This is a genomic window from Prosthecobacter sp. (assembly GCF_034366625.1).
Lineage (GTDB): Bacteria > Verrucomicrobiota > Verrucomicrobiia > Verrucomicrobiales > Verrucomicrobiaceae > Prosthecobacter.
On sequence record NZ_JAXMIH010000015.1, the window covers coordinates 135,426 to 158,043 of the forward strand.

17 protein-coding genes are annotated in these 22,618 nt (G+C 59.6%); 8 read left to right on the top strand and 9 right to left on the bottom strand.

What is annotated here, in order from left to right:
- Window positions 1-222 precede the first annotated feature (222 nt).
- Both U1A53_RS18000 and U1A53_RS18005 read left to right on the top strand, forming a co-directional pair.
- Window positions 223-2,709: a DUF3516 domain-containing protein gene (locus tag U1A53_RS18000; protein ID WP_322283112.1), complete on the top strand. Its 2,487-nt coding sequence runs from the start codon at window positions 223-225 to the stop codon at window positions 2,707-2,709.
- 6 nt (window positions 2,710-2,715) lie between these two features.
- On the top strand, window positions 2,716-2,898 hold the full coding sequence (locus tag U1A53_RS18005; RefSeq protein WP_322283114.1) for a hypothetical protein: 183 nt from the start codon (window positions 2,716-2,718) through the stop codon (window positions 2,896-2,898).
- A gap of 353 nt (window positions 2,899-3,251) precedes the next feature.
- Here the strand turns inward: U1A53_RS18005 and U1A53_RS18010 are convergent, their stop codons facing one another.
- The 7 genes from U1A53_RS18010 to U1A53_RS18040 all read right to left on the bottom strand — a co-directional run bounded on the left by U1A53_RS18010 (window position 3,252) and on the right by U1A53_RS18040 (window position 11,312).
- Entirely contained in the window at window positions 3,252-3,680 is a 429-nt protein-coding gene (locus tag U1A53_RS18010) for a transposase (protein ID WP_322283116.1), read from the bottom strand.
- A 109-nt stretch (window positions 3,681-3,789) separates the two neighbouring features.
- Entirely contained in the window at window positions 3,790-4,338 is a 549-nt protein-coding gene (locus U1A53_RS18015; protein WP_322283118.1) for a transposase, read from the bottom strand.
- A 160-nt stretch (window positions 4,339-4,498) separates the two neighbouring features.
- Window positions 4,499-5,344 (bottom strand): ferredoxin family protein, encoded by an 846-nt coding sequence (locus U1A53_RS18020; RefSeq protein ID WP_322283120.1) that lies wholly within the window; start codon window positions 5,342-5,344, stop codon window positions 4,499-4,501.
- Window positions 5,345-5,408: 64 nt separating this feature from the next.
- Window positions 5,409-5,765 carry a hypothetical protein gene (locus U1A53_RS18025; RefSeq protein ID WP_322283122.1) on the bottom strand — a complete coding sequence of 119 codons (357 nt, stop codon included), beginning with the start codon at window positions 5,763-5,765 and terminating at the stop codon, window positions 5,409-5,411.
- A 76-nt stretch (window positions 5,766-5,841) separates the two neighbouring features.
- Window positions 5,842-7,197, bottom strand: coding sequence for a sigma-54 dependent transcriptional regulator (locus tag U1A53_RS18030; RefSeq protein WP_322283124.1), 1,356 nt, complete (start codon window positions 7,195-7,197; stop codon window positions 5,842-5,844).
- A gap of 123 nt (window positions 7,198-7,320) precedes the next feature.
- Window positions 7,321-9,846, bottom strand: a complete 2,526-nt coding sequence (locus U1A53_RS18035; RefSeq protein ID WP_322283126.1) for an O-antigen ligase family protein — start codon at window positions 9,844-9,846, stop codon at window positions 7,321-7,323.
- Window positions 9,843-11,312, bottom strand: a complete 1,470-nt coding sequence (locus tag U1A53_RS18040) for an MraY family glycosyltransferase (protein ID WP_322283128.1) — start codon at window positions 11,310-11,312, stop codon at window positions 9,843-9,845. Before U1A53_RS18040 ends, U1A53_RS18035 begins: the two co-directional genes overlap by 4 nt.
- A 143-nt stretch (window positions 11,313-11,455) precedes the next feature.
- Here U1A53_RS18040 and mnmE point away from each other — a divergent pair, with 143 nt between their 5' ends.
- Together mnmE and U1A53_RS18050 are read left to right on the top strand one after the other, a co-directional pair.
- Window positions 11,456-12,829 (top strand): tRNA uridine-5-carboxymethylaminomethyl(34) synthesis GTPase MnmE, encoded by a 1,374-nt coding sequence (gene mnmE, locus U1A53_RS18045; protein ID WP_322283130.1) that lies wholly within the window; start codon window positions 11,456-11,458, stop codon window positions 12,827-12,829.
- A gap of 61 nt (window positions 12,830-12,890) precedes the next feature.
- On the top strand, window positions 12,891-13,775 hold the full coding sequence (locus tag U1A53_RS18050) for a TIM barrel protein (RefSeq protein ID WP_322283132.1): 885 nt from the start codon (window positions 12,891-12,893) through the stop codon (window positions 13,773-13,775).
- 9 nt (window positions 13,776-13,784) lie between these two features.
- Here U1A53_RS18050 and U1A53_RS18055 read toward each other — a convergent pair whose 3' ends face one another.
- Window positions 13,785-14,420 (bottom strand): hypothetical protein, encoded by a 636-nt coding sequence (locus tag U1A53_RS18055; protein ID WP_322283133.1) that lies wholly within the window; start codon window positions 14,418-14,420, stop codon window positions 13,785-13,787.
- 100 nt (window positions 14,421-14,520) lie between these two features.
- Here U1A53_RS18055 and asnS point away from each other — a divergent pair, with 100 nt between their 5' ends.
- A complete protein-coding gene (gene asnS, locus U1A53_RS18060) occupies window positions 14,521-15,885 on the top strand; it encodes an asparagine--tRNA ligase (protein ID WP_322283135.1) in 1,365 nt (454 codons plus the stop codon).
- 4 nt (window positions 15,886-15,889) lie between these two features.
- Window positions 15,890-16,777, top strand: a complete 888-nt coding sequence (locus U1A53_RS18065) for a protein-disulfide reductase DsbD domain-containing protein (RefSeq protein WP_322283137.1) — start codon at window positions 15,890-15,892, stop codon at window positions 16,775-16,777.
- A gap of 4 nt (window positions 16,778-16,781) precedes the next feature.
- On the opposite strand, the gene U1A53_RS18070 is transcribed toward U1A53_RS18065, so the two are convergent.
- Window positions 16,782-17,990: a radical SAM/SPASM domain-containing protein gene (locus U1A53_RS18070; protein WP_322283138.1), complete on the bottom strand. Its 1,209-nt coding sequence runs from the start codon at window positions 17,988-17,990 to the stop codon at window positions 16,782-16,784.
- 137 nt (window positions 17,991-18,127) lie between these two features.
- Here U1A53_RS18070 and U1A53_RS18075 point away from each other — a divergent pair, with 137 nt between their 5' ends.
- Together U1A53_RS18075 and U1A53_RS18080 are read left to right on the top strand one after the other, a co-directional pair.
- Complete coding sequence (locus U1A53_RS18075) at window positions 18,128-19,975, top strand: tetratricopeptide repeat protein (RefSeq protein WP_322283139.1); 1,848 nt, start codon at window positions 18,128-18,130, stop codon at window positions 19,973-19,975.
- The gene (locus U1A53_RS18080) at window positions 19,972-22,563 is read left to right on the top strand and encodes a hypothetical protein (RefSeq protein ID WP_322283140.1); all 2,592 of its coding nucleotides are present in this window, start codon (window positions 19,972-19,974) and stop codon (window positions 22,561-22,563) included. Before U1A53_RS18075 ends, U1A53_RS18080 begins: the two co-directional genes overlap by 4 nt.
- The last annotated feature ends 55 nt before the right edge of the window (window positions 22,564-22,618 follow it).

Genomic DNA, 22,618 nt, shown 5'->3' on the forward strand with positions numbered 1-22,618 from the left:
AGCGGAGTGAACGCGGGCCATGAAAGCGGAGCGGGGAGGGGATGGCAAGGGATTGCGCAGAGAGAAGAGGAGACGGGGGAGAAAAGCTGGAAACTGAAAGTAGAATGCGGAGACAGGTGACATGAGGCTCGATCCTTGACCGCTTGACCCCTTGACCAAGCCCGAAGACAGAAACAATCTCGATGTGATCGTCTGGATTGCTGTGCGATGAATGACCGCTCCATGTCCGACCACCCGCTGCTGCGCCGACTTCCCGCTTCCAAAGACTGCTCCAATGACGAGCTGCTGGCGGCGTTTCTCGATTATGTGGCGGAGAAGAAGCTGGAGCTGTATCCGGCGCAGGAGGAGGCGATCTTGGAGCTGTTCGATGATCGCAACGTGATCCTGAACACGCCCACGGGATCGGGAAAGTCGCTGGTGGCGACGGCGATGCATTTTCGCTCGCTGGCGAAGGGTCGGCGATCCGTGTACACCTGCCCGATCAAGGCGCTGGTGAATGAGAAGTTCCTGGTGCTCTGCCGCGACTTCGGCCCCGACAACGTCGGCATGGCCACGGGCGATGCGACGGTGAACCGCAAGGCACCGATCCTTTGCTGCACGGCGGAGATTTTGGCGAACTACGCCCTGCGGGATGGCGCGGAGGCTCCGTTCCGCGAGGTGATCATGGACGAGTTCCACTACTACTCGGACAAAGAACGCGGCGTGGCCTGGCAGGTGCCGCTGCTGACGATGAGCCAGTCACGCTTCCTGCTGATGTCGGCCACGATGGGTGGATCGGCTTTCTTCAAAGACGGACTCACTCAGTTGACGAAAGCAGAGACGACTATCGTGGCGTCGTATGAGCGTCCGGTGCCGCTGGAGTTCAGTTATGTGCAAACGAGCGTCGATGTGACGCTGAAGGAGCTGGTGGAGGCAAACAAGGCTCCGGTCTATCTCGTCCACTTCACGCAGAACGAGGCCGCGCAGGCGGCGCAGGATTTGATGAGCCTGAATTTCTGTTCGGCGGCTGAAAAGGCCTCGATCAAGGAGCTGATGGCCGGCGCGAAGTTCACCAGCCCGTATGGCAAGGAAGTGAAAAAGTATCTCAGCCATGGTGTGGGCATTCATCATGCCGGTTTGCTGCCGAAGTATCGCGTTCTGGTGGAGAAGCTGGCACAGCGCGGCCTGCTGAAGGTCATCTGCGGCACGGACACACTCGGCGTGGGCGTGAACGTCCCGATCCGCACGGTGCTGCTCACGCGATTGAGCAAATACAGCGGCGAAAAGGTGGCGACGCTCACGGCGCGTGATTTTCACCAGATCACCGGTCGTGCAGGCCGTCGCGGCTACGACGACGTGGGCTATGTCGTGTGCCAGGCACCGGAGCACGTCATCGAGAACGCGAAGATGGAGACCAAGGCCGCTGGCGACGTGAAGAAGCTGCGCAAGATGGTCAAAAAGAAGCCGCCGGAGGGTTTTGTCGGCTGGAATGAGGACACCTTCAAAAAGCTGCAAGCCGCGTCGCCGGAACCGCTGGTGTCGCGTTTCCAAGTGACGCACGGCATGCTGCTCCAGGTGCTCAGTCGTGCCGGAGACAGTTGCGCGGCGATGCGACAGCTCATCGCTGACTCGCACGAAACGGCGAACGCGAAGACGCAGCATGAAAAGCGTGCGTGGCAGTTGTTTCGCGCGCTGGTGCAGCGAAAGATCGTCGAGATCATCCCCACCGCGCAACGCGGAGCCGATGGCACGAAACTGCGGCTCAATGTGGAGCTGCAGGATGACTTTTCGCTGAACTACACGCTCTCGCTGTATCTCATCGACACGCTGGTGCTAATCGATCCTACCTCCGCGACGTATGCGGCGGATGTGATGACGCTTTGTGAGTCCATTCTCGAAAATCCTGACGTCATTCTGCGTCGGCAGCTCAGCAAAGTGAAGGACGAGGCCATGGCGGCCATGAAGAACGAAGGCGTGCCCTTCGAGGAGCGCATCGCGAAGCTCGAGGAGCTGGAATACCCGAAACCGTGCCGCGACTTCATCTACAACACCTTCAACGCCTTCAGCGAGGCGCATCCGTGGGTCGGTCAGGAAAACATCCGCCCGAAAAGCATCGCGCGGGAGATGTTCGAGAACTTCCGCACCTTCGCCGACTACATCAACGACTACGAGCTGCACCGCGCCGAAGGCGTGCTGCTGCGGCATCTTTCCAGCGTCCACAAGGTGCTGGCGCAGACCGTGCCGGACAGCTTCAAGACGGAGGCCGTGCAGGAGATGGAGTCTTGGATTGCGGGAGTGTTGAGAGGCACGGACTCGAGCCTGCTCGATGAATGGGAGAAGCTGCGTGATCCGAACTACAAGCCCGATGAGGTCGAGGAGAAGCCCGCCGAAGCGCCTGACATCACGCGCAACAAGCGCGAGTTCACCGCACTCATCCGAACGGAGATCTTCCGCCACATGCAGCAGCTCGTGAATGGCAAGATCGAACTCCCCGAGCTGGACGACTACTACGCCAACCACGACCGCATCCGCCTCGACAACGAAGCCCGCAACGGTCGCCACACTTATGTGGAACCGAGTGAGGACGGCCAGACATGGCGTGTGTGCCAGGTGCTGATCGATCCCGAGGAACTCAACGACTGGCAGCTCGAATTCCGCGTGGATTTGGCGCAGGCCAGAGAAGACGGCAAGCCGACGCTGGTGTTTGTGAGCTTGGGGGGGATCGGGTGATCTCTCTTGAGCAGCTCAGCGCTCAGGATCGACTTCGTTCATCAAGCGGTCGATTTCGGCATCTCGGTGGAGGAAATCGCCGGGATCGGCATCGTTCTCCAGGAACAAGGTCAGCAGTCCGCGGGTGAACTCGGCGCGATGATCGGGATCGGGGATGGCCTGTTGAACCCGGATTATGCAATAGAGTAAGCGAACGGAGGTGGACGGGCTTCGATTTGGCGGAAGATGGAGTCCATCCAGGGACGCCTTTTGCGGGGCAGTGAGAGCTTGAGCACCCGTTTGCGGGCGTGCTGGTTGACCCAGCCGCCTATTGCAAAGCAATAGGATCGCAGCGTCGCCAAGGTGGCTTGGTTGTGACTGTTGAGCCCAAAGTGTCGGAACAGGCTCATCAGGTTGTAGGCCACCATGATGAAGCGGAAGGAGGCTTCCGTGGCCCAAAAGTCTTGCAGGCAGAAGGCGTCGAGTCCGAAGTCTTGCTTCAGCTCCTTGATCCGATTTTGACTGCGGCTTCGCCTCGCCCTTCGGGCAGCCTTTCAGGCTGTCTATCTCGCTGCGCTCGGTTCGCAGTCGGCGCGGCTGTTGTAGATGTTCCAGACCTGATCGAGCGGCAGGTCGAGATTGGTCACATACAGGCTGAAGCGGTAGTCGGGCAGGTCATCAAAGAGCAGCTTACCTCCGGCCTGCGGACGGCGGCTGATCTGCTTGCGCACCACGATGTGCCGACGCGCTTTGGCCTTCGGATCGGCGGGCTGATGCCGCCACTCTTTGACTGCGATGCCGGGACAGACTTCCACCCAGTCCTTCATGCCGTGGATCTCGTGCTTGAGGTTGGCGTAGGCCCGTGCGGCGATGATGTAGTTGAGGCTGCGCTCTTCCAGTGTGCTCAGGATTTCGTCGGTGTAAAAGCCGCTGTCGCCACGCACCAGGCCCACCTTCATGCCTGCCATCGCCTCATCGAAGGTCTCGCGCATGAACTCCACGCAGTTGGAACCCGCAGCCGAGCCGAAGCCCCGGGGCGGGGCTGAGACAGACAGCCGCAGGCTGCCCGAAGGGCGAACCCGCCGTGAGGCGGCGGGTGAGTCAATTGCCCGGGCGCAGCCAGGCGTTGGCCACCATCCGTGTCTGGCTGATGAAGGCCATGAGCGGGTGGTGCGAGTTGCGCCCTTTGCGGTTGGGGTTGTAGCCCTTGGCAGAGCCCTCCTGGCTGCCTTCGCGCGTGATGACCGTGCTGTCGAAATCCACTGTCACCGCGCCCACGTTGATCTGCGCGAAGAACCACCTCTGCAAGGGCGGGAACACCGCGGTGTTGCGCGCCTGGGAGAACTTGCCAAAAAACCGGCTGTAGGTGCTCTGGCTCGGCAGACTCTCGTAGCCAAAAATCGCTGCAAGCGTTTGATCCTGGCGCAACCAGTCGCAGTGAATGTAGCGGCTGGCTCCCGTCCAGATGCCGAGCCAGAAGCTTTCGATGATATGCACCGGATCATACGCGCGATTCGACCCGCCTTGAGGCAGATCCAGGGTGGCCAGCTGCTCGCGGATGCCGGTCTGATCCACGAAGCGTTTCATCAGCGCCATGCCGCCAAAGGGCGTCACCGGCTTGTCAGAGTATTCAATGGGCAGGTTCACCATCACGGTGACTCTTCCACACACGTCAATCCCCTGGTCTGACAAGCGCTCCGCCTCTTTGCCTCTCTTCTATTGCATGATCCGGGTTAAATCTTGGGCCAGAAGTCCCAGAAGAGTTGATTACCTGCGCGCCAGCTCATGACTTTAGCCTATTTGAGTTCCATCACTGCGCGGCGAGCGCCGCAGCGGCTTTGGCTTTGGCGATCACGGCCTTCTTCAGAATCTCCTCGGTGCTGGGGAGGCTGGCGAGGACGTCGGCGGGGATGAAACCGTCGCCGACGAGCTTGGTGAGGCATTTTTTGCGCTCGTCGAGGGCCTTGTCGGGGCTGCGTTCTTTGCTGAAGCGGGATTTGGCGGCGGCGCTGCGGTCTTTGAGGGCGGAGTAGATGTCGCCGCCGAGGAGGCTGCTGATGTCCACCTTGATCTTTTCGCGACCGGCTTCGGATTCGTTGATCTCATCGCCGTTGATCGGTCCCGCCTGATACTTGGGGAACATGATGGCGACCTCGGGACAGACGCGGGAGCAGGCGGGGCAGTTGGTCTTGCAGTTGTCGTTGTTCTGCACCTGGATCTTGTTGTCCTCGCTGACGCCATAGACATCGAAGAGGCAGAAGCTGAGGCACTGCATGCAGTTGGTGCAGCGGGAGTAGTCGATGACGGGGAACCAGGGCTTCCATTTGCCGGGTTCGTTCATGGGCTTGTCGCCGCGGGTCTTTTCGACGAGGGAGACGATGGCATCGGGATCAAGGCCGGTGATGTCGCGGGTGTCGATGCTGACGAGGCCGGTGGCGTCTTCGAGCGCGGGGGCTTTGCCTTCAAAGGAACCGAGCACGAGCAGGCTGCGGTCGTCGTGCGGCATGGCGCTGGCTCCTTGGCCGCTGCGGGTAACGGTGTAACCCTGGTCGAGCAGGGCCATCATGACCTTGGCACGGGATTCCGCAGGGAGCGCGATGCTGCCGTTGCCTTCGTAGAGGACGACGCGGAGGGGGCGGTGGGTGTGGGTGATCATGAGGGGGGAAAGCTGAAAGTAGAAAGCTGAAAAGGTGAAACGGGCAGATTTCGGATTTCTGCTTTCAACTTTCTGCTTTGAGCAGCGCGGCGGTGATTTCTTGCGCGGTTTGGGTGCGCATGTTGAGGATCTCGGTGTCGTCGGGGAGGGGGGATCCGGCTTGCTGGAAGAGACCTTTCACGGCGCGAGGGTAACAGGCGGCGATGCGGAGTTTGCCGCAGGAGGCGATGGCCTGGAGGCGCGGATCGCGATGGGCGGCCATCTCGCAGAGGTCGGAGACGGTTTCAAAGCTGGCCTCGGAGGCGCAGAGCTGCTGGAGGACGTCGTTTTTGACGCCGGTGGGCACGACTTGGGCGTAGGCGCAGCGGCAGTAGAGGATGGTGGCTGGGGGAGATGGCAAAGCGCGTGAAGGGAGGTTCACGACAGTTTGGGCGCGGGTGGGGAGCCGCGCAACTGCCGTGAAAATGACGAATCACGAATTCCCGAATGAAGAAGGACTACGTCGTGGTCTTGCGCTCCACGTTGAGGCCCATCTTGCGGTAGAGCGTGGCGATGGAGACGCCGAGCATGCTGGCGGTCTTCTCGCGGGAACCGCTGTTGTACTTGAGCGTTTCCTGGATGAAGACGCGTTCCTGGCCCTTGATGAAGTCGTCGAGCGTGGAGCCGATGGGGAGCTTGGTGATGCCTTCGTGGACCGAAGGGGTGGGCACCTCGATCTGCTGGGTGACCTTGGTGGGCAGGTCGGAGGGGCGCACGCGATCGTGTTCGGCAAAGGCGCAGGCGCGCTCGATGGCATTGCGTAACTCGGAGACGTTGCCGGGCCAGTTGTACTTCTCGAGGAACTCGATGGCGTTGGCATCGATGATCTTGGGCTTGGAGTCGGTGCGGTCAGCCAGTTCTTTGAGGAAATGCTCGACCAAGGGCTTCACATCCTCGCGGCGTTCGCGCAGCGGGGGGATCTTCAGCGGGACGACGGAGAGCTTGTAGTAGAGGTCTTCGCGGAATTTGCCCGCCTTCACGGAGTCTTCAAGAGACACGGTGCTGGAGACGACGAGGCGGAAGTCGGAGCCGCCGGTGCCATTGCCCCAGCCTTTGCGGGACTGCGCTTCGTCGAGGAAGGTGTTCAACTGGGCCTGGATGCGTGCGGGGAGCTGATTCACCTCGGCGAGGTGGATGGTGCCGCCGGCGACACGGTTGAAGATGGCGGTCTGGCCGAAAAGTTCGGTTTCGAGGGCGTCTTCCGGCATGGCGCTGCATTGCAGTTCCTTGAAGGGGGCATTGCTGCGGCGGCTGGCCTCGTGCAAGGCGCGGGCGACCATGTGCTTGCCCACGCCGAACTCGCCTTCGAGGAGCACGGGGCTGTCGTTGTTGGCGACGCGACGGACGATGTCAAAGATGCGTTGCAGAGCGTCGCTGTGGCCGATGAGTTTTGAGGCTGAGGCGGATCGCAAAATCGCGCTGGGAGCGGCAGTGGGGGCAGTGGCGGCGTTGCCATTGCGCTGAAGCGCCTGATTCACGGTTTTGATGAGATCGCCGAGATCGAAGGGCTTGGTGAGGTAATCGAAAGCTCCGAGCCGCATGGCTTCAACAGCGGTTTCAACGCTGCCGTGTCCGGTGACCATGATGACGGCGGTGTTGGGGAACTGATCCCGGCACATGCTGACAAGGTCGAGACCATTCACATCGCCGATGCGCAGATCCACGATGACCAGATCAGGCTGGTGGGAACGGATGGCAGCGATACCGTCGATGCCGGTGGTGCAGCCAAACACCTGATGACCAGCCGCTTTGCAGAGCTTGGTCATGAGTTCGAGGATGGCAGCTTCGTCGTCTATGATTACTAGTTTAGCCATATTGATTTCGTTAAATGAGAGGCACGGTTGATTGTTAAATAAGCTAAACGTCTCTCAGGATTGCGTCAATCCAAGATTCTCAAAAAAGAGAATACCCTGCCGATCCGCAGCTTTTCTGAGTGCTCAGCGCTTCTGCATCGCTTCCCGCAAGTGCTCCCAAGCACGTCGGAAATCCTGCTTCATGACATAGAGCGAGGCGATTTCCTGGCGGACATACGGCGGGGCGTTTGGGATGGTGGCCACCTTTTCCAGCGTGCGCAGGGCACCCTCAATGTCGCCCTGGTTTTTCTGCGCTTGGAACAGGTCGATGCCACGCCTGGCATCGGTCGGGTTGTAAAGCAGGGCACGCTCCAGCGCAGGGATGTCGGAACTGGTTCCCGGGGCGGTGCGAATGACAGAGGGCAGATAAGGGACCACGGTCTGGCATGCTCGCTGGAAGTCGGAATTACGCGCGTAGTGCTCGGCCAGCAATCGCCAGCCATCGTCCCGCCACTTGCGATTGGTTTCGAGCGCGGAAACCAGTGCGTTCTGGTCGCCATGTTGGTACCAGATGCCAAAAAGCCTTTCACGTTGAGCAGGTTCCAGCCCCTCGAGTTCTGGCTGCTGGGTCAGCAGGCTGCGGAGGCACGTGTCAAATTCCTCACGCGAGGTAACCTGATACAGGTATTCCATTTTGAGATTGGCCGTGGTGGCCAGACTCCAGAGTGGTTCGAGCAATTCGGGATGCTGTCTGGCATGCTGAAGCATGGCCCAGTAGTTGTAGCCTGGCCATCGGCGCAACACATCCCGCCAGGCGATCAAGGCGAAGGATGGATTGTAATCGAGCCAGATGACCCCCTCGAAGTAGCAGTAGCGGGCGTAATGGGGCTCCAACATGCGTGAGCGGGAGAAATCGGTCAAAGCGTCATTGGCTGGCTGGCCAAGCATCAAGCGAATGCGCGCACGCTCAAAATAGAAGCGGAAATCCATCGGCTTCATGTGAATCGCCTGATTCATGAGAGGCAGAGCGTCCGAAGGAGAGCCAGAACCGACAAGTGTGACGGCCCGGGCGCGGAGTGCTTCTGCAGCACTCGCACCGGGGAGAGCGGGATGTCCCAGGGAAACGGCCGTCCATGCAGCACCGAGGGCGAGTGCGGCCAGTCCGCAGAGACGAAAGGCGATGCGTTGGGACGGTTCAGCGGCCTGCGGCAGTCTCCGTGGCCGAATCGCGATCCCTGCCAGCAAGGCCATGAACAGGGCGTAGGCCAGGCCATGATTGGGTACGTCGCCCAGACCGTGGATGACGCCGAGACCAAACACGATGGCGGCGGCGTTGCGCAGGCGACGGTCCTGCATGCCGGACTTGCGTTTCTTTTTCTTGCCGAACCAAGGGCCGGTGGACAAGAAAATCCAGAGCAGCAGCAGCAGGCCGGGAAGCAGGGTCAGCAGCCCCCCTTCGGCCAGCAGCCAGAGCAGATCGCTCTCAGGATGGATGTACCGGTTTACCGGATCATGCAGTTCGGCGAATTGGGGGAAGATGGAATCGAAATTGCCCATCCCGCTTCCGGTCCACGGAGAATCGAGAATCATTTTTAAACACTCGCCAAAAATGCCGCCACGGCCTTGGCCTGAGGCAAAGTTGGCAAGCCCCTCTTCCGTAAGTCGTTTGGAAATATTGCCGCCGGACATGACCAGCAACGTGGCGATGATGAAGATCAGAGAAGAAGAGACCGCCAGTTTTTGAAAGAAGCCACGTCGCATGGCAATCGTGCCAAACCAGGTTGTCATGCCGAGGAAAAGCAGCACCAGTCCCGCGCGCGAACTGTTCATGAAGATGCAGGTGATGGGTGCAAGGATGCCGAGGACGAAAAGAATCCACAAACGCGATTTACGGCGGTGGGTATCATAGCCGGCCGCAGCGCACAGCACGGAGGTCATCGCGGCGAGACTGCTGATATGATTGCGGTTGGCAAACGGGCCGAATCCATGACCCCATTCGACTTGGTTGCGCGGCCACCAGGGAATGCTGATCAACTTGCTTCCTTCCATGATGGAAAGCACGCACAGCAGGATGCCGCCGAAAGTAAGCGTATGGATCATCGCCCGCCGTTGATGGTCGGAAAAACCGCGTGTCAGGCACCATCCCAGCCAAACACAGCAGATAGAAAAGAAGAGCCATGCTTCCAATGTGACGGAGGCTTGGGGCGTCAGGTTTTTGGAGAGTCCGATTTCCCAGTCCAGTTCCAGCAATTTGCGCCAGGCGGGCGTCTCAAACAGCCACGCAACTGGTAAAAACGACAGCAGCGGTGCGAGCATGGCACCCGCCAGACCAATCATGGCCACCAGCGGAAGTTTGCGCCTTGAGGCAAAAAAGATCAGCAATACGGCCAGAAGGATCGTGATGATGCCTTTGGACCAGGTTTCACGACCAGTACCGAACAGACAGGCAAAAATGGGAAGTGCGGCAAAAATGTAGCCCATCCATGCGGGGCCTGGCAGGTCGTAACTGCGCTCCAGTTTGCTTGTGCCCTCATCTTCGGAATCTTCATCCGTGGATTCTTCCGGTGCGTCAGTCACCAGAAGCTGCGGCTGTTCCTCCCCGGCTTCATCACCGGCGAGCAGCGGATGTTTTTCCGGTGTGTCGTTAAGCTGATCGGTCTCGTTTTTCATGCCGTGGCTGAGGGCGGAATGGAAGGTGAAGGGGATTCCTGTTCGATGCAGGGCGGCAGAGCCCGCCATTTGTCCAGGCACCGATCAAGTGCAGGCACCAGCACATCAAGCCGGAGATGCCACTCGCTGGGATCGGCGTCATCTTGAGGGTGGTAGATGGTGCACTGCTGTCCTTCACCCAGCGTTAAAATCTCGGGGCTGCTCCGCGCCCTGGCACGCATGCTCAATCCCATGCGTTCCAACCCATGGTGGAACAATGTGGCAAAGCTCTCCAGATTCTCGCAGCGCTCCACCTCGAAATCCAGCACGCGGCCGTAAGCCCGGAAAAACTCCCGCTGTCTGCGGCGCTCCATCGTCTCGCTGATTTGCGTGCGAAAATTGGACCAGCTTCGCACATAACCGAGGTAGCGTGCGGCCGCGAGGGCCAGCAGAAACAGAAACGAGCCCGCCACCGGCAGAGCGATGCCTTTGGTCACCAAGATGCTCAATCCGACAAGACTCAGCGCCAGGCAGACCGAATACATCGCGGCGAGCGCCCGGCCCTTGCTGTAGCCCAGCAAGATCAGCCGGTGGTGGATGTGCTCGGCATCCGCATTGAAAATCGAAACACCTCGAATGCCTCGGCGGATGATCGCGAACAGGGTGTCCAGAATCGGCACTCCCAAGGCGATGATGATCACCAGCAGAGCTCCGATGACCGATCCTTTGTTCGCGGTGAACAACGAGACAGAGGCGATGAAAAAGCCAATGAAATACGCGCCGCCATCTCCCAGGAAAATCTTGGCGGGAGGAAGGTTGAAGATCAAAAAGCCCGCCAGTGCCCCTGCCATGGCCAGCGACACCACCATCACATCAGGCTGGCTGCCGTAATAGCCGAGAAAGGCCAGCGTCAGGCACAAAAACAAGCCGAAGCCTCCCGCCAGCCCGTCCATGCCGTCAATCAGATTGACGATGTTCGGAATGCTCACCAGCCAGATCAAGGTCAGCGGCAGACTCCACCAGCCCAGAGCCACCGAGCCCTCGCCAAACGGATTGCTCAGCATGTCGATCGAAATGCCCAGCGCGTACAAGATCAAGGCCGTGCCGATCTGACCCACCAGCTTCACCTTGGCCCCCAAGGGTTTCAAATCATCCACAAAACCCACGCTGAACATCAGCGCATTACAGATGGCCACTGGAAGCCAGCGGGTCCAGCCCAAGCCGCCAATGTAACCTGCCACCAGCGACGCCAGACCCACTGCCAGGAAGATCGGCGCTCCGCCGAGTCTTGGAATCGCCTTCTCGTGCAGTTTGCGTCGTGTGTCAGGCTCATCCAGACCGATGCGGCCACCGCGCTTCAAAATCCACCAAGTACCCAGCGCGGCCACCAGCATGGCACCACCGAAATAACAGGCCATTTCCACCCACGGGACATTGCGTGGAGCCCAAGGCCCCATGTAGATGTCTTCGGGTGCTGGATCAATCATGCGCGGCGGTTGGTCAGGTTGGATAGCTGCGGAGCATAGACGTTGCAAAATCAACGTTCAACACTTCAGCGCGGAAGAACTCGTCGGTTGCATCTTTCCAGATCGCTTCTTGAACTTTCATTCCGCCGCTTTCACCATCGCCGATGCTTCACGACACTATCGCCGCCATCTCCACCGCCATGGGCGAGGCTGCTATCAGCGTCGTGCGCGTTTCTGGCCCTCAAGCACTCACAATCGCCGCCCAGACCTTCAAACTTCCGTCCAAACTCACGCCACGGCAGGCGCACCTCGTTCAGGTCGTCGATGCTGCCGGAAACTCACTCGATCACGGCCTGCTGCTCCATTTCAAATCACCCGCCAGCTATACCGGCGAGGACGTCATCGAATTCCACGGCCACGGCGGCGTTCTCGTCACGCAGCGTGTGTTGGATCGCCTCCTCGCCTGTGGCGCGCGTGCCGCCGAGCCCGGCGAATTCACCCAGCGGGCCTTCCTCAACGGCAAAATGGACCTCACGCAGGCCGAGGCCGTCATGGATCTGATCCATGCGCAAAGCACCCTCGCGCTCCGTGCCGCGAACGAACAGCTCGGCGGTGCCATCGGTCGCGAAGCTGCTGCCATGCAGCAGGAGATCATCCCCGTGCTCGCCCACATCGAAGCCTTCATCGACTTCCCGGATGAGGACATCTCGCCCGAAACCGGCAGCGCCTTGATGCAGCGCATCGACGCCGTGCTCGAACGCGCGCAAAAACTCATCGCCACCTCCGAGCAGGGCCGCATCCTACGCCACGGTGCCCGCACCGTCATCTCTGGTGCGCCGAATGTCGGCAAAAGCAGCCTGCTCAATGTCCTCCTCGGCTTCGAGCGTGCCATTGTCAGCCCCACCGCCGGTACCACGCGCGACACCATTGAGGAAATCATCCAGGTGCATGGCATCCCGCTGCGTCTCGTTGATACCGCCGGTCTGCGCGAGGCCGGCGACGACATCGAACGCCACGGCATCCAGCGCACCGAGCGCGAACTCGACCGCGCCGATCTCGTCATCGAAGTCGTCGATGCCAGCCAGCCTGCGGCCACCGTTCAGCGCCTCACACTGCCCGATTCCATCGCCAACCGCCGCATCCTCATCCTCAACAAAGCCGATCTCGGCATCCATGCGGATTGGAGCACTGTAGTCCCGCCTTTAGGCGGTTCTGGAGGTGTCAAAGCCATCCCGCTCTCCTGCCTCACCGGCACTGGCATCGAACAACTGCGCGATACCATTCGCGAAGTCATCGCCCATGCCGGACCGCTCGCCGCCGATCACCCCATCGCCATCAACGCCCGTCACAAAGCCGCCTTTGAGCGTGCCGCCGAGCGCCTCCTTGCCGCCAAGACCGCCCTCGAACGCGGCGAAGCCCCCGAATTCATCGCCCTCGAAATCCGCGAAGCCCTCCAGGCCATCGGCGATGTCATTGGCCAAATCGATGTCGAACGCATCCTTGATGTCATCTTCTCCACCTTCTGCATAGGAAAGTGACATCGGCACCGTTTGACTCCCATCTCTGCCCTCTAACTCATAACCTCTAACCTTTCTTCCCATGAACCGCCGCCACTTCCTCACCACCGCGCTCGCCGCCACGGCAGCTTCCCGCCTCAGCGCCCAAACCATCGCCAAAGCCGCCGCTGATCCTGCCTACGTCATCAAAAACAAAGGCATCAGGCACACCCTCATGGGCTGGTGCTTCAAGCCGATGGACATGCTCGTCCTCGCCAAACATTCGAAAGACATCGGTCTCGCCGGGATGGAAGGCATCGACCGCAAATATTACCCCGAGGTGAAAGCCATGGGTCTCGACATCTCCCTGGTAAGCTCCCACGGCTTCGCCAAAGGCCCCTGCAACCCGCAATTCCGCGAGGAGGTCACCAAATCCCTCACAGAGTCCATCAACGTCGCCGCCGATGTCGGCTGCAAGAAGGTCATCACCTTCACCGGCATGAAATTCGACGGCATGGATCGTGACAAGGCCATCAAAGACTGCCTCGATGTCTGGAAGCAGGTGCTGCCCTTGGCGGAGAAAAAAGGCATCACGCTCGTCCTCGAACACCTGAACTCACGCGACAGCTCCCACCCGATGAAAGGCCACCCCGGCTACTTCGGCGACGACGTGGACTTCTGCGTCGATCTCATCAAGCAGATCGGCAGCCCCAACTTCAAGCTCCTGTTCGACATCTACCACGTCAGCATCATGAACGGCGACATCGTCCGCCGCCTGCGCATTCACAAGGACTACATCGGTCACATCCACACCGCCGGCAATCCCGGCCGCTGCGAGCTCGACGAGCACCAGGAGATCAACTACCCCGCCGTCATGCAGGCCCTCCTCGAAATCGGCTACCACGACTTCGTCGCCCACGAATTCATCCCCACCTGGGACGATCCCGTCCTCGCGTTACGGCATGCCGCGATGGTGTGTGATGTGTGACCAGGATTTCTATTTGGCTTCTTGCTTGCCAAATGGATCAGCAGACATTTGCGCTGCTGCGGGTGGCATCGGAAGAGATGGTTGTGTGTATGGGTTGGCTTTTGTGCGAGCGGCCTCCTTTTTGATGGCTGCACGTGCGGCTTCTTCCTCGGGGCTGGTTTTCGTTGGCTTCCACTGGAAGTCATTGGATGAGAACTCCTGGGAAAGAATCTCTATATAGGGTTTCTTGGCGGGATCCGTGTACACATTCCAGATGTTGGATTCTGTGTAGAGATATACCCGCACACGAAACGTTACGTCTTCTTCATGCACTGGAGCATCCCACACATCAAAGATGATGTACGAGTCAGCAAGGAACCTTCGGAGTTCCATTCCTGTTCCGCATCTCGTCGGCGGGGACAGCACCCATTTTCCATTCTTCTTAGTTTCAATGACGTGAGGAATGTCAGTGATGGAGCTGCCAAGCACGAAGAAGGTCCGATCGGTGGGATTTGATATCTTGAGGGCAAGTTCTGGCCCGGCGAAATGCAGGTTGTCTGGATCGGGTTTGATCAGTTGATAAACACTGACGGAAGGTTGCTCGGTTCCTGCCAGGGAAACGATGCCTGTGGAAAGCAGCGTGAAGATGAAATGGGCGATGTTCATACTTGCTGGCATCATACCAGTTCGCAGACTTTGCCTTCAAGCTTATTCTTGGGCGGGCACTCTCTTGCTTCACAATGGATGCTCGTTAGCGTCCGCTCCAATGTCCCTCGACACAATTCAAACCCTCCTTCGCTCCGAATCCCCGCGTTCCGACATCACCGCACGCGGCTGGGTGCGCACGAAGCGTGACTCGAAGGCCTGTTCGTTCCTCGAAATCACCGACGGTTCCTGCTTCAAGGGCCTGCAAGTCGTCGTCGATGCCGCTTTGTCTTCCGCCGAGCTGCTGCCGCGCATTTTGACCGGTGCTTCCGTCGAAGTGACGGGCGATTTGATCGCATCACCGGCCGCCGGACAGAAGTGGGAGATGCAGGCGAAGGAACTGCGCATCGTCGGCGAAGCGGATGCAACGTATCCGCTGCAAAAGAAGGGTCACACACCGGAGTTCTTGCGCACCATCGCCCATCTGCGGCCGCGCACGAACCTGTTCGGCAGCGTGTTCCGTGTGCGCAGCAAAATGGCCTTTGCGGTGCATCGCTTCTTCCAGGAACGCGGCTTTTTCTATGTGCAGACACCGATCATCACCAGCAGCGACTGCGAAGGGGCTGGGGAGATGTTTCAGGTCACGACCTTGAAGCCCAACACACCCACGAAGCCCGAGCAGGACTTCTTTGGCCGTCCGACGTTTCTCACCGTGAGCGGTCAACTCCAGGCGGAGGCATTTGCCTGCGCCCTCGGCAATGTGTACACCTTCGGCCCCACCTTCCGCGCCGAAAACAGCAACACCACACGCCACGCCGCCGAGTTCTGGATGATCGAGCCCGAGATGGCCTTCTACGATCTCTTTGACGACATGACGCTCGCCGAAGAACAGGTGCGCTACCTCGTGCAGGCCATGTTTGATGAGTGCCCAGACGAACTGGAGTTCTTCAACAAGTTCATCGACAAGGGCCTCATTGAGCGCCTCAAGCAGACGCTCGACAAACCCTTCGAGCGCATCAGCTACACCGACGCCGTCGAGATCCTGCTCAAATCCGGCCGCACCTTCGAAAATCCCGTCGTTTGGGGCGAAGGCCTGCAAACCGAGCACGAGCGCTTCCTCGCCGAAGAGCACGTCAAAGGCCCGGTGACGATCTTCAACTACCCGAAGGACATCAAACCCTTCTACATGCGCCAAAACGACGACGGCAAGACTGCCGCTGCCATGGACCTGCTCGTCCCCGGCATCGGCGAAATCGTCGGCGGCAGCCAGCGCGAGGAGCGGCTTGATGTCCTCGAAGGACTGATGGCCAAACAGAACCTCGATCCCGCCAACTACTCCTGGTATGCCGACCTCCGCCGGTACGGCACCGTCCCGCACGCCGGTTACGGCCTCGGCTTCGAGCGCCTGCTCATGTTTGTCACAGGAGTTCCCAACATCCGCGATGTCATTCCCTTTGCCCGCACGCCGGGGAATGCTGCATACTGATCTCATGGTTCACCGTTCGCAGTTCTCGTTTCGCGGTTTGAGGGGAGCGCTCTGGCTCGTTCTCTTTGCCCTCTGCTCTTTGCCCTTTGCCTTGAGGGCGCAAACGGGGCTTCAAATCCAGCTCGTCTCCGAGCAAGCCGCCATCGTCCCCGGCAAACCCTTCACCGTCGGCCTCTGGCTCGATCACGATCGCGGCTGGCACACTTACTGGCGGTTTCCGGGCATCGTCGGTGTTCCCACGCAGTTGAAATGGAATCTGCCGAAAGGCTGGAAGGCGGGCGAACTCGTTTATCCCGAGCCGGAGCGCACGCTCATGTTCAAGATCAAGGCCCAGGGCTTTGATCGCGATGTCATGCTGCGCACTGAGATCACCCCGCCTCCAAATGTGAAGATCGGCGATCAGATCACGCTCAGCGCTATCGCTTCCTGGATGTGCTGCGGGAACTCCTGCCATCCTGGATCGATGGAACTCAGCCTCACACTGCCCGTCGCTGAAACTGCTGAGTTGAACAGCAAGTGGCACAAGCTGCTCGACGAAGAACGTGCGCGTGTCGAACAGTCTAGCGACGTCTGGACCGGCAGTGCGAGCGAAACAGGTCAAACCATCACGCTGATGCTCAAACCCGTCACCGCCGAGGCACGCCTTAGCAAAAACCAGCGCGAAGCCGACAAGATCATCGTCTTCACCGAAGACGGCTGGTTCGACACCGACAAGCCGCAGATCATCCAGCGTCAAGATGACGGCAGTCTTACGATCACGCTGACGAAGGCTGATGCCTATCTCGGCAACAAGCCGCCGAAGACCTTGCGAGTCATCGTGCGCAATGACAGCGGCTGGTTGCAGGATGGCAAACTGCGCTGCCTCCAGATCGCGCCGAAAATTGTGCGTTGATCGATTACTTGGCCTTCAGATTCTTGTACACCCCGAAGTCGTTGAAGAAAAACTTCTTCGCGAGCCAGTACATCCAATGCTTCTCGGGAATTTCTTCGCCTTCGCGCCACTGACTCGTTCTCGGCGTCATGCTTTCGATTTCGGCCATGGCGGTCTGACGAATCGTTGAATCCTTGGCAGTGTGCTTAGTGACGACGGCTTTGACGAGATCAGGACGTTCCAGGACAATGCAGCCGCGCGTATTGGATGAGGCGATGTTGCGGAAGTCGCGGAGGAACTCGGACTTGGTGAAGACGTCGAAAAGATCGTCGTTGGTGCGGACGCTTTCTTTGGCGAACTGGATGATGGGGCAGGGCTCGATGGCACCGGTGGGACTGATGTGGTGGCTGATGCCGTTGGCCATGGGGCAGAGGGCCTGACCGTTGTGGTCGTAGTAGGCATCGACGATGGCGATGGGCATCTTCGCGCGCATGTTGACGACGAATTGGCGCACCTGCGTGATTTGATCAGGCGTGAGGGCGAGGTCGGCGCTGATCTTCGGGCCGACGGGGCGGTAGGTGTGATACCAGGCGTAATGGACGCCCATGTCGATGAGTTTGCGCAGCCAGGACTCGGTGAGGAGGTCGTCGATGTTGGTTTTGCAGAGGCTGGTGGCCACGCCGGTGAGCACGCGGGCGTCGATGCAGTTTTGCAGGCCGCGCAGGGTGCGGGTGAGCACGTCCTTGTTGCCACGACGCTCGTTGCTGACGATCTCGGTGCCTTCGATGCTGACGAGCGGCGTGATGTTGCCGAGCTTGCGCATGTTCGTGGCGGCCTTCTCGGTGATCATCTGGCCGTTGGTGAAGACCTGGAAGTAGGCGTCCGGGTGCATCGAGAGAAAGTCGAACAGCTCGGGATGCATGAAGGGCTCGCCGCCGAGGATGCCGAAGAACGAATTCCCGCGCCGTTTGGCGTCGTTCACGATCTTGTTGAGTTCATCGAGGTTCAATGACTCACGAGGCTTGTCCACATCCACCCAGCAGCCCTGGCAGCGGAGGTTGCAGGAGTTGAGGATGGAGATGTAGAAGAACGGCGGGAAATACTGTCCCTGCTTCATGCGCTGCTTGTGCAGCATGACCGAGCGCGCCCCCTTGTAGCCAAAATTCCAGCCGATCTTCGCCAGACAGAGCGGATCGACAGTGCGGAGGATGCGGGAGGTGAGGGAAAGGAGCATGGGCAACTAGGATACGTTCAAGAGGTCATGTTGTGCTCAAAGGTCAAGGTGGGAGGCCACAAAAAGCAGCCGGAGTATCGCAAGGCAGGCACGGCAGGTTTCATGCGCAGGTGTATTCTGACACAGGAGGTTATTTGATGAGTCATCCTGCCCACCAACCCGATCTAGGCACTCACAACCACTGGCGCAGGGTGCTGTGGGTGGTTTTGATCATTCTGCTCGTCCTGCTGGCACGCCGCATGGCCGGTGCTGCGGATGCATGGCAGACGGCGGACAGCCTGCTCATGGGCGGGAAGGCCAGGGAGGCGGCCGTTGCTTATGAAAAACTGATCCGGCAGAAGCCGGGTGATGCGCGGGCCTACATGGGGCGTGGGCGGGCACGGTGGCGGCTGGGTGAATTGGACGGTGCCATTGCCGATTTCACCAAAGTGACCGAACTGACGCCGAAGGATGCGACTGCCTACAACAATCGCGCCTTGGCCTATGACAACAAGGGACAGCGTGATCTGGCCTTGGCGGATTATGCCAGGGCGATTGACCTGAATCCGAAGAACGCGCTGCTCTACTTTAACCGTGCGCTCACATGGAACGCGGTCAAAGAGCCTGACAAGGCGCTGGCAGATTATACGATGGCCATCGAACTGGATTCCAAAAACGGCAGCTTTTTCGTGAACCGCGCGGAATTGCTGACGATTCGCGGTGAGTATGAGAAGGCTGTGGAGGATTGTGACAAGGCCATCGAATTGAACGAGAAGGACGCTGCGGCCTATTTTTATCGTGCCATGGCTCACGATCAGATGGGTGAGGATGAACGGGTGCTGGAGGATTACGACAAGGCGGTGGAGTTCGGCCCGAAGGTGGCGAAATTTCACAACAACCGCGGCTTTTTCCTGCTGAATCGTGGCGACAACGAGGCGGCGATCGAGAGTTTTGACAAGGCGCTTGAACTGATCCCGACCGGTACGATCTATCTGAACAATCGCGGGCAGGCGTGGCTGAACTTGGGGGAGCAGGAGAAGGCGATGGCGGATCTCGACAAGGCGATTCAGCTCAATCCCGAGCATGCGAAGGCGTATCGCAATCGTGCAGGCGGCTGGCTGGCGATGGGTGAGTTTCAAAAAGCCATCGCGGATGCCACGAAGTGCCTTGAACTGCTGCCGACCGAGTCGCGGGCGTTGCTCATTCGTGCTGAGGCACGCGAAGCAATGGATGACAGTGCCGGAGCGAAGGAGGACATGGAGCGTGCGACGATTTTGGGGCCGCAACCACCACTGGGTGTCGCGGCTTGGGTGCCAGTGGACATCAAGAGTCGCGAAGAGCAGGCGATGAAGGCGCTGTTGGAGGATGCCTCGCCGGAAAATCGCCAGCGGATGGCCGTGGTGCGACATGATCGAGCGTTTGCGATCCTCGATCATCCGCAGCGTGAGCCAGATCAAGCCGCGCTGGAGGAGGCGGTGGCTTATGCGCGGTCGGCGAGCGTGTTGGAGCCGGAGAATGCATCGCACTTGTTTCTGACAGGGCTGTTGTATCAAGAACTCGCCCAGTTTGATGAGCGTGCGCTGGTGATGGCGGAAAAGATGTTCAACCAAGCCGTGGATGTGCATGCCGAGCATGCGGCGGCGTGGCTGGAGCTAGGTTTGATGATGGCGGAGCAGGATCGCGACATGGAGGCAATCTCCGCGCTGGAGAATGCGCTGGAGAGCGATCCTGCGGCCTCGGCGGCGCATGCAGTGGGGCCATTGTGCGCGGTGTATGCTGCGAATGACGAGGGTTTTCGCGGCGTGGACTTCTTTGAGGCACAGTATGCGGCGAATCCAGAGGTGTCGGCGCTCGGTGTCGGCCGTGCGATCATGCTGAACTATCTTGGAGATCGCGAGGCGGCGCTGTCGCAGGCGAAGGACATCATGCTCATTGAGGCGGCAGGCACGCTTGAGCATGATTACGCCGCCAAACTGGTGGCTGAATGGGAAGGAGAGACGCCATGAAACGGATCGTGATGTTCTGGCTGATGCTTGGCTGTGCGGCGGTTTTCGCGCAGACAGGGGAGGTGATGGTGAACTTTGAATCCATCGAAGCGGCGCAATTGGCCGAGCGGCAGGCGTTTCAGGAGCGGAAGCAGGCGCTCCAACAGCAACCGGCCAGTCCGCAGCGAGATGCGCAGTTGCGGGAGGAAATTCAGCGGCATCAGGCGGAGTCGAAGAGGCTTTCGGTCCAGCAGCAAGCAGCGCGCAAAGAGGTGATTTCCGATTTGAAGCAGAAGTGGACCAAGGTGGAGTCGGACTGGAAAAACGAGACCACAAGGCATGATGCGGCGAAGAAGCAGCTCGAAAAATTGCCGGACGGTCCGGCGAAAACCGCCCAGATCGAGGCGGAGAACGCGGCGCACCGTTCCACCAGCAAGCAGATCGCCGCACAACGAAACGTGGTGCATGAGGGCGTGATCAATCAGGCGAACCGCGATGTGATGGGTGGAACGAGCAACGCCAGCAACAGCGCGAAGCAAACCGCTGGCACGACGATCACCGATCCGAACCATCGCGGCATGAACGGCGACTTTGACGCAGGCGGCGGCTACCGCACGACGGAGAAGGCGGGCAAGATTCTCAACGAGATCGGCGTGAAGGGACCGAACGGCGGCCCGGTGAAGGTCACGGGAGGTGTTTTGGAAACAGCGCCAGACTTTGGCATGACGGTGAATGCCGCGCCGGGCACGGACCGCGTCGGCAGTGCGGGACATCAGACACAGGTGAAGGTGGGCGCACAGCATGGCGAGACGTATGTTTCAGAGACAGGCGGCTCATTGAAGCAAGGGGCGCTGAAGGACCATGTGGCCACGATGGATCACGCAAAAAAGGCGATGCACGGTACCAGTGCGCCGCCGGAGACGCTCGTGGGTGGAGCGCCGGAAGGACAGATGATGGCCAAAGGCGCGGTCAAAGCGGCGAATCAGGCCGGACTCGACCCGGAGATGGTCAAAACCATCGCCCAAAAAAACGGCATCAAGAATCCCGACCAAATCCTCGACACGCTGGGCGACATCAAAACCGGCCGCGCCACGATTGCGAATGCCGATGAGGCCGCGAAGCTGCAAAAGACCACGCGGGACATTCTCGATGCGGCTGAGGCCAAAACCAAGACGGCTGCTGCGGCGGAAGTGCAGAAGACGCAGTCGCAAATCGCCGACATGGAGGCCAAGGGCCTGAAGACCCAGGCGCAGCAGGCGCGCAACGAGCTGGCGGACTACAATGCCAAGGCCAAAGCAACCACCGAGGCCGTGCGAGGCCCGAACGAGCCGGTGACGAAGCCCGGCGGCACGAAAACCGTGGTGGGAGAGCCGGAGGTGAAAACGACTTCTGGCGGCAAGCTGATGAAGGGTGCGGGGCTGGCTTTGGGCGCGTACGGCATCTACGAAGGTTACAAGACGGCGAAGGAGGAGATGGAGGCGAAGAGGCAGGGGGAGCCCAAGGACATGGCCGGCTGGACCAAGGAGAAGGCTGAATTGGTGCACCGTACTCTCTGGCACGGGCTTGGCTTCGGCAGCATGAATGAGATTGGAACCAAGGCGGGCAAGGAGGCCTACGATCAGTACAGAAAAGACATCGAATCTGGCAAAATCTCGGAAAAAGACTGGAAGCCGTACCTGGAGATGAAGACGAAGGCGGTTGCTGGGGCGCTGTTTGGAGGCGCGAAGGCGATCACCTACGACGCGGCGAAGCAGGCCGGCACGAACCTCGGCAACGCCTTCGGCGAGGGGCTTGGCGCCGGGAAGGGCTTGTTCGACCAATTGAAAAGCGCCCGGAACGAAAAGGCCATCAATGAAGCGCGGTCGAAGGAGATCTATGACAAGCTGATCAAGAACGGCGCATCGCCGGTCGGGGCGAAGATTGCGGCGGATGGTGTGTTGAAGGGAGACTTCGCCGAGGCAAAACGGCTTAACAAGGTGCTGGAGGGCAAAAAGGCAGCGAAGCTGGCCGCAGCAGAGCAGGAGACCAAAACACGCACTTGGCGAGATCGCAAAAAGACCGAGATGCGCAAGGATGCCACCAAGCAAACCGCCCAGACCGCCAAAGCCGGAACGGAGGACGAGCAGAAGCTCCTCGACCTCGTCATCGCCCGCCTGCGTGCCGCGAACCTGCCGGTGAACGACAATCTCGTGAATCGCTGCCTCACCGCGCTCAAGGATGGCGGCGAAAAAGCACTCGCCGAGGTCATCAAGGAGTTTACATCCATGGAAGGAACCTTCGCCGGTCGTGTCACGATGCCGGACAAGACGGGCGCCTCGCTGAGAATCACCATCAAAGGCGGGCGCGTGACCGGCAGTTTCTCGCAGAGCACTTCACAGAACTTGGGCACTGTAAGCACCACCCGCCACTTTGCGGCCACCGTCACTGGCAAGATGGACCTTGCCTCGGGTGCCATTGAAATGCAGGCTAAAGGCAGGATCACAGCTACTGCTACGGCGGACAAAAAGACACAGACTCACAGCATGGAAGGGGAGTGGACTTTCCGCGGCAGCTTCAACGGCAACGGCTACAAGGGGTCCACAGAAATGCCGTGGAGCGTGTCGCATTGAAATGGCGCGAGGATTAGTTTCGTCACCCTGCTCGTTCAAAGTTGCTGTGAATGCG